Annotated in this window: 1 protein-coding gene; it reads left to right on the top strand. The window is 47.5% G+C overall.

The features are described 5' to 3' along the window. Positions 1–242 (top strand): hypothetical protein (locus Q4528_RS15630; protein WP_439848952.1); only part of this gene is annotated, 242 nt, incomplete at both ends.

The raw sequence follows: 242 nt of genomic DNA, 5'->3' as shown, positions 1-242 counted from the left end.
CAATATGACCACAACGGTGATTTGCGCGCAGGGGTGCAAGTTCTAAAAGGGGATGCAACCACGTTTAACGCCATTTGTGACTCCAGTCCGCATCTTTGGAAGTACACCAGTGGCGTCATCGCTTGGTCAAAAGAAGACGACCCAACGGACGAGCAAATTAAAGAAGTCCTTAACGACTTTGAACAACATGCTTTCGCAGGATTGGAACAATCGCAGTATCACCTTTTTGCGGTGCTACATAC

The sequence above is a fragment of the Staphylococcus pasteuri genome (genome assembly GCF_030547725.1).
Lineage (GTDB): Bacteria > Bacillota > Bacilli > Staphylococcales > Staphylococcaceae > Staphylococcus > Staphylococcus pasteuri.
This window is presented reverse-complemented; position numbering and strand designations above follow the sequence as displayed.